This window comes from Bradyrhizobium sp. P2_E8, assembly GCF_056403875.1.
Genome location: NZ_JBFUES010000471.1, coordinates 1 through 5,677 on the forward strand (window position 1 = coordinate 1; position 5,677 = coordinate 5,677).

At 66.6% G+C, this 5,677-nt stretch carries 7 protein-coding genes; 4 read left to right on the plus strand and 3 right to left on the minus strand.

All coding sequences use genetic code 11. From position 1 onward, the window contains the following. Nucleotides 1-85: 85 nt before the first annotated feature. A complete protein-coding gene (locus AC1D00_RS23895) occupies nucleotides 86-1,333 on the plus strand; it encodes a metal-dependent hydrolase family protein (RefSeq protein ID WP_477012344.1) in 1,248 nt (415 codons plus the stop codon). Between the two features lie 62 nt (nucleotides 1,334-1,395). On the opposite strand, the gene AC1D00_RS23900 is transcribed toward AC1D00_RS23895, so the two are convergent. After that, complete coding sequence (locus AC1D00_RS23900) at nucleotides 1,396-3,453, minus strand: ATP-dependent helicase (RefSeq protein WP_477012345.1); 2,058 nt, start codon at nucleotides 3,451-3,453, stop codon at nucleotides 1,396-1,398. A 128-nt stretch (nucleotides 3,454-3,581) separates the two neighbouring features. Between AC1D00_RS23900 and AC1D00_RS23905 the strand changes: the two genes are divergently transcribed. After that, nucleotides 3,582-4,172, plus strand: a complete 591-nt coding sequence (locus tag AC1D00_RS23905; protein ID WP_404557662.1) for a TMEM175 family protein — start codon at nucleotides 3,582-3,584, stop codon at nucleotides 4,170-4,172. A 9-nt stretch (nucleotides 4,173-4,181) separates the two neighbouring features. Here AC1D00_RS23905 and AC1D00_RS23910 read toward each other — a convergent pair whose 3' ends face one another. Further along, nucleotides 4,182-4,562 (minus strand): YciI family protein, encoded by a 381-nt coding sequence (locus tag AC1D00_RS23910; protein ID WP_135174383.1) that lies wholly within the window; start codon nucleotides 4,560-4,562, stop codon nucleotides 4,182-4,184. A gap of 200 nt (nucleotides 4,563-4,762) precedes the next feature. On the opposite strand from AC1D00_RS23910, the gene AC1D00_RS23915 reads away from it, so the two are divergent. Both AC1D00_RS23915 and AC1D00_RS23920 read left to right on the plus strand, forming a co-directional pair. Further along, the gene (locus AC1D00_RS23915) at nucleotides 4,763-4,948 is read left to right on the plus strand and encodes a hypothetical protein (protein ID WP_092191358.1); all 186 of its coding nucleotides are present in this window, start codon (nucleotides 4,763-4,765) and stop codon (nucleotides 4,946-4,948) included. Between the two features lie 50 nt (nucleotides 4,949-4,998). Further along, nucleotides 4,999-5,202, plus strand: a complete 204-nt coding sequence (locus AC1D00_RS23920) for a hypothetical protein (RefSeq protein ID WP_025576798.1) — start codon at nucleotides 4,999-5,001, stop codon at nucleotides 5,200-5,202. A 9-nt stretch (nucleotides 5,203-5,211) separates the two neighbouring features. Here AC1D00_RS23920 and AC1D00_RS23925 read toward each other — a convergent pair. Continuing rightward, nucleotides 5,212-5,677: substrate-binding periplasmic protein (locus AC1D00_RS23925; RefSeq protein WP_477012346.1), on the minus strand; the 466-nt coding region annotated here is incomplete at its 5' end.

The window sequence follows — 5,677 nt, forward strand, 5'->3', positions numbered from 1 at the left end:
GGACGATGTCGCCGCGTGCCTTCCCTTTGCCCAACTCACCTTGCCGGCACTGCTTGCGCCGGCCCACTTCTGACAGGACGCCGCGATGCCCAGCATCCTCTTCAAGAACGCCGCTCTGCTCGATCCGCTCCAGCCGGACCTGCTGGAGGGACATCACGTGCTGGTCGAAGACAATTTGATCAAGGAGGTCTCGGACCGGCCGCTTCAGGCCACCGCCGACCGGACCATCGATCTGAAGGGCAAGACGCTGATGCCCGGCCTGATCGACCTGCATGTGCATGCGGTGGCGGTCGAGCTCAATCTGGCGCAGCAGGTGCACATGCCGAACGTGCTGGTAACGCTGCGCTCGACGCTGCTCTTGCGCGGCATGCTGCGGCGGGGCTTTACCACCGTTCGCGATGCCGGCGGCGCCGGCCATGCGCTGAAGCAGGCGATCGAGACCGGTCTCACTGACGGCCCGCGGCTGTTCGTCTCGGGCCGGGCGCTGAGCCAGACCGGCGGCCACGGCGACATGCGGGCGCGCTCGGATTATCTGGCGAGCGATGCACCATGTCCGTGCTGCGTGCGGGTCGGCGCACTGGCGCGCGTCGCCGATGGCGTCGACGGCGTGCGCAGGGCGGCGCGCGAGGAGCTCCAGATGGGCGCCGACCAGATCAAGATCATGGCRTCCGGCGGCGTTGCCTCGCCGACCGATCCGGTCGGCGCCTTCGGCTACTCCGAGGACGAGATCCGCGCCATCGTCGAGGAGGCGCGCGGGCGCCAGACCTATGTGCTCGCCCACGCCTACACCGCCGCCGCCATCGCGCGCGCGGTTCGCTGCGGCGTGCGCACCATCGAGCATGGCAATCTCGTGGATGAGCCGACCGCGCGCCTGATGGCCGAGAAGGGGGCCTATGTGGTGCCGACGCTCGTCACCTACGAAGCGCTGGCCAACGAGGGCGCCCAATATGGCCTGCCGCCAGAGAGCGTCGCCAAGATCGCCGATGTCCGCGACGCCGGTCTCCGTTCGCTCGCGATCTATCGCGACGCCGGCGTGAAGATGGGGTTTGGCAGCGACTTGCTCGGGCCGTCCCAGCGTCTCCAGAGCGACGAATTCCGCATCCGCGCCGAAATTCTAGGGCCCCAGGCCGTCATCGCCAGCGCGACATTGATCGGCGCCGAGGTGCTCGGCATGGAGGGCAAGCTCGGCCGGATCGCGCCCGAAGCCATAGCCGACCTGCTGGTGGTCGACGGCAATCCGCTGCGCGACGTGGCCTGCCTGCTCGGTCAGGGCGAGCACATTCCGCTGGTGCTGAAGGCCGGCAAGGTCCAGTTCGATCGGCTGAACGCGTAAAGCGTTTTCGAGCGAAGTGGATACCGGTTCGCGTAAAGAAAACGCGTCAAAACAAGACGCTGCTACCGCCACATCCCGCGCATCTTTGCCCCGATGTCGATCTTCGGCCCTTGCGCCGCGGTGCGCGCCGCGCCGGCGGCGGCCTTCGGCCAGGCGGTGCGCTCGAACAGATAGACCAGCTGCTCCGGGATGAAGCGGGTGCGCGAGGCGTAGACGTGGCGGTCGCCCTTGGCGGCCTGGCCGTGGGTGAAGAAGCGCTGCGGCACGACGAGGTGGAGATCGTCCTTGGCGCGCGTCATCGCGACATAGAGCAGGCGGCGTTCCTCCTCGAGCTCGGCGCTGGTGCCGGCGCCGAGGTCGGAGGGCATGCAGCCGTCGACGACATTGAGCACGAACACCGACTTCCATTCCTGGCCCTTGGCGGAGTGGATGGTGGAGAGGATCAGATAGTCCTCGTCGCGCAAGGGAGGCCCGGACTTGTCGCTGGTCGCATCCGGCGGATCGAGCGTCAGCTCGGTCAAGAACTTCTCGCGCGAGGCGTAGCCGCTCGCGATCTGCTCGAGCTGCATCAGATCGGCGCGGCGCGTCTCGGATTCCTCGTGGATGCGGTCGAGATGCGGCTCGTACCAGAGCCGCACGCGCTCCAGATCCGCCGGCCATTCCGAATAGCGCAGGTTCGCGACCGTGCGGACGAAATCGGTCCAGTCCGCGCCGGTGCGCGGCGGCACCGGCAACTGGCCGAGTGCAGCAAGCGGATCGGTGCTCTCCGCCATCTGGTCCAGCACGCGCTGCGCGGTTGCGGGGCCGATGCCGGGCAACAGATGCAGGATGCGGAAGCCCGCAACGCGGTCGCGCGGGTTTTCGGCAAAGCGCAGCAGCGCCAGCACGTCCTTGACGTGGGCGGCGTCGAGGAATTTCAGGCCGCCGAATTTCACGAACGGGATGTTGCGGCGGGTCAGCTCGATCTCCAGCGGACCCGAATGCGAGGACGTCCGGAACAGCACCGCCTGGTGCTTCAGAAGCGCGCCTTGCTCGCGGTTGGCCAGCACCTGTTCGACGATGTAGCGGGCCTGGTCGGCCTCGTCGTGCACGGTGACGAGCTGCGGCTTTTGCGCGGAGGTGCGCTCGGTCCAGAGGTTCTTGGTGAAGCGCTCGCGCGCGAGGCCGATCACGCCGTTGGCCGCCGCCAGCACGGCTTGCGTCGAGCGGTAATTGCGGTCGAGCGTGATCATCTCCGCGCGCGGCGAGAAGCTTTGCGGAAAGTCCAGGATGTTGCGCACGGTGGCGGCGCGGAACGAATAGATCGACTGCGCGTCGTCGCCGACGACGGTGAGGCCGCGTCCGTCGGGCTTCAGCGCCAAGAGGATCGAGGATTGCAGGCGGTTGGTGTCCTGGTATTCGTCGACCAGCACGTGATCGAAGCGTCCGCCGATCTCTTCGGCGATCGGCGCATCGCTCATCATCTGCGACCAGTAGAGCAGCAGGTCGTCGTAGTCGAGCACGTGCTGGGCCTGCTTGGCCTCGACATAGGCCGCGAACAGGCCCTTCAGCTCGGCCGCCCAGCCCGCGCACCAGGGATAGTGCGCCCCTAGCACCTTCTCGATCTCCATCTCGGCGTTGACGCAGCGGGAGTAGATCGACAGGCACGTGCCCTTGGCGGGAAAGCGGCTCTCGGTCTTGGACAGGCCGCGCTCGTGCCGGACCAGATTCATCAGGTCGGCGGAATCCTCGCGGTCGTGGATGGTGAAGGCAGGGTCGACGCCGATCCGCTCGGCATATTCGCGCAGCAGCCGCGCGCCGATGCCGTGGAAGGTGCCGGCCCAGGTCAGCGCATCGCGCATGATCGCGGCATTGTTCTCCCCGAGCACCTTTCGGGCGATGCGCTCGACCCGGCCGGCCATCTCGGCCGCTGCGCGCCGCGAAAACGTCATCAGCAGGATCCGGCGCGGATCGGCCCCCGCAACGATCAGATGAGCGACGCGATGGGCCAGCGTGTTGGTCTTGCCGGAGCCGGCACCGGCGATGACGAGCAGGGGGGCGCCCACGGTCGTGCCGTCGGCCACGCCATGCTCGACGGCGCGGCGCTGCTCCGCATTGAGCGTGTCCAGATATGCTGCCACGAATCGCCCCGGTGAAACCGTGAGATTCGGCGATCTCCTCGCGAATCGCAATGCGACTGGACGGAACCGGATTTAACACCTAGGGAAAAGACGGCCCAAGGTTCCAGTCCGAGAAGTGCGCGCCCGGCATGACCGAGCTCAAGCCTGACCAGTTCGAGATGCGGCGGCTGGAGTCGCTCAGCAACACCATTTTCGGCGTCGCCATGACGCTTCTGGCCTACGATCTGCCCAAGGCCGCGGTGTTCACCAGCGCCCCCGGCTGGAGCGATCTCGCCCATGTCTATTCCGGCAAGCTCGCCGGCTTCGCGCTCAGCTTCATCATCGCGGGTGTGTTCTGGATCAGCCATCACCGCCGGCTGGCGCGCCAGCCGGTGGGCAGTCGCGGCGCGGTGATCCTCAACCTGTTCTTCCTGCTCTCGATCGTGCTGCTGCCCGTCACCAACGGCCTCTACACCAATTACGGCATGAGCAGCGCGGTCGCCGTGCTCTACGGCCTGCATTTGACCGCGATCGCCGGCCTCAATGCCTGGCTGTGGTGGACGATCCTGGGCGGCTGGCGCCACGAGATCATGGCCTCGCTGTTTCCGCTGCTCGTGTTCATCCCGGGCACGATCGTGGCGGCATATGCGCCGCACGTCGCGCCCTTCGTGTGGTTCATCGCCTTCGGCGGGCTGCTGATCCAGCGCTTCTACGTCGCGCGAACCGAGCCGGGCGCGTAAGGCCGCGGCTTACCCTGGTGTCGCGCCGAACCCGTCGGACGGCACGTAAAGCTTGACCGGGCGGATTTCGTAGACCGCAGTCGGATTGACCTGACGCAGCCTCCGCGCCGCCGCGATGGCCTCATCGTCCGTGTCGTATTCCACGAGGTGGAAGCCCAGAAGCTGCTCCTTGGTCTCGGCAAACGGGCCGTCCAGCACCACGCCCGCGCCGGGGCCACGCAAGGTGCGGGCCTTTCGGGTCTCGTCCAGACGGGCGGCCGGCCCGAAATGTCCGCTTGCCCTCAAGGGCGCCTGAGCCTCGATGACCTTGGCCACGACTGCCGCGTCCTCCTCGGGTGTCCAGGACAAAATCTCGTCTTCCACGTGATAGGCCAGGATGGCGTAGAGCATCGTCACCTCGCTTTTTTGCTGCGCGCGTCCAAAGGACTTATCACCGCGGCCCGCCCCGACAATCCCCAAGCACAAAATATTGCGTCTTGCAGGCTCGACGAAACCGTCCTGAAACCCGATTGCCGCCTTGCGGGGTGAACGCTGCCCAAAGCCGAGGCGACTGATGGCCACAAGATCACGAAAGGTCATCGGAGGCGGCAATGTCGGGTCACACCATCAAGATCATCTGCGACGCTCGGCGGGCGGCACAATCGGAGCCTGCCGATTTGCACGACCAGAGCGGACATCACCGCTATTACGGCAGCTCGGCCGAGAACGGCGGCGAACGCATCGTCGAGAGCCGCCGCGGCAAACGCCCGCGCGCGCTCAATGTCTGCGGCTTCTGAAGCCTTTCTAGAGCCTTTTCTAGGGCCTTGGGCGAGACCGGTCTTCGCTGATGGGTGTCCTGCAAATATCGATCGCCGCGCTGCCGTTCCTGCTCTCGCTGGCGAGCCGGAGCAGCAAGGCGATCGCGCCATGCCTGCTCACGAGCATCTTCACAGTGCTGCTCGGCGAGGAGCCCCACCGGGCGGTCATGGCCTGGTGCGTCGGCGTGCTGATCGCCGCTGTGGCGTTACGCGAACGGCTTCGCACGACCTGAGCGACCCCGTCACGGCGCGTTGAGGACCCGCTTGACGAGGGCCTCCCGCAGCGCCGCCAGTTCGCCGCTCGCCTCCATCTGCGCGATCACCTTGCCGACCTTCGGCACCAGATCGCGATGACGTTCGTGCAGGTAGTGGTAGATGTGGATGCGCTCGAGCGGCGGCGAGAGCGGGTAGATCCTGGCCTGCAGATTGAGCTTCCTCACCGCGACGAGTCCGCTGAAGAGGTCGGTGACCATCACGTCGAACCGGTCGGCGTCGAGCATCTTGATCATGTTCTCGAGGCTGGTGGTCGCCGTGACGCGGGCCATGTCGCGGGTGCCGGCCTCCGAGGAGCCGACGCCGCGGACGATGCCGATGCTGTAGTCCCTGATCGAATTCCAGCCGGCGACGTCGAAGCGCAGTTTCGTCGTGAACACCGCGGGCTCGATGTAGTTGATCGCCGGCGTGACCTGGATCAGCGTGGGGTAGTCG

Bases quoted from the DNA above. Each gene is read 5' to 3' on its own strand.
- AC1D00_RS23905 (WP_404557662.1), top strand. From the start codon at position 3,582: ATGACCGAGCTCAAGCCTGACCAGTTCGAGATGCGGCGGCTGGAGTCG.
- AC1D00_RS23910 (WP_135174383.1), bottom strand. From the start codon at position 4,562: ATGCTCTACGCCATCCTGGCCTATCACGTGGAAGACGAGATTTTGTCC.
- AC1D00_RS23915 (WP_092191358.1), top strand. From the start codon at position 4,763: ATGTCGGGTCACACCATCAAGATCATCTGCGACGCTCGGCGGGCGGCA.
- AC1D00_RS23920 (WP_025576798.1), top strand. From the start codon at position 4,999: ATGGGTGTCCTGCAAATATCGATCGCCGCGCTGCCGTTCCTGCTCTCG.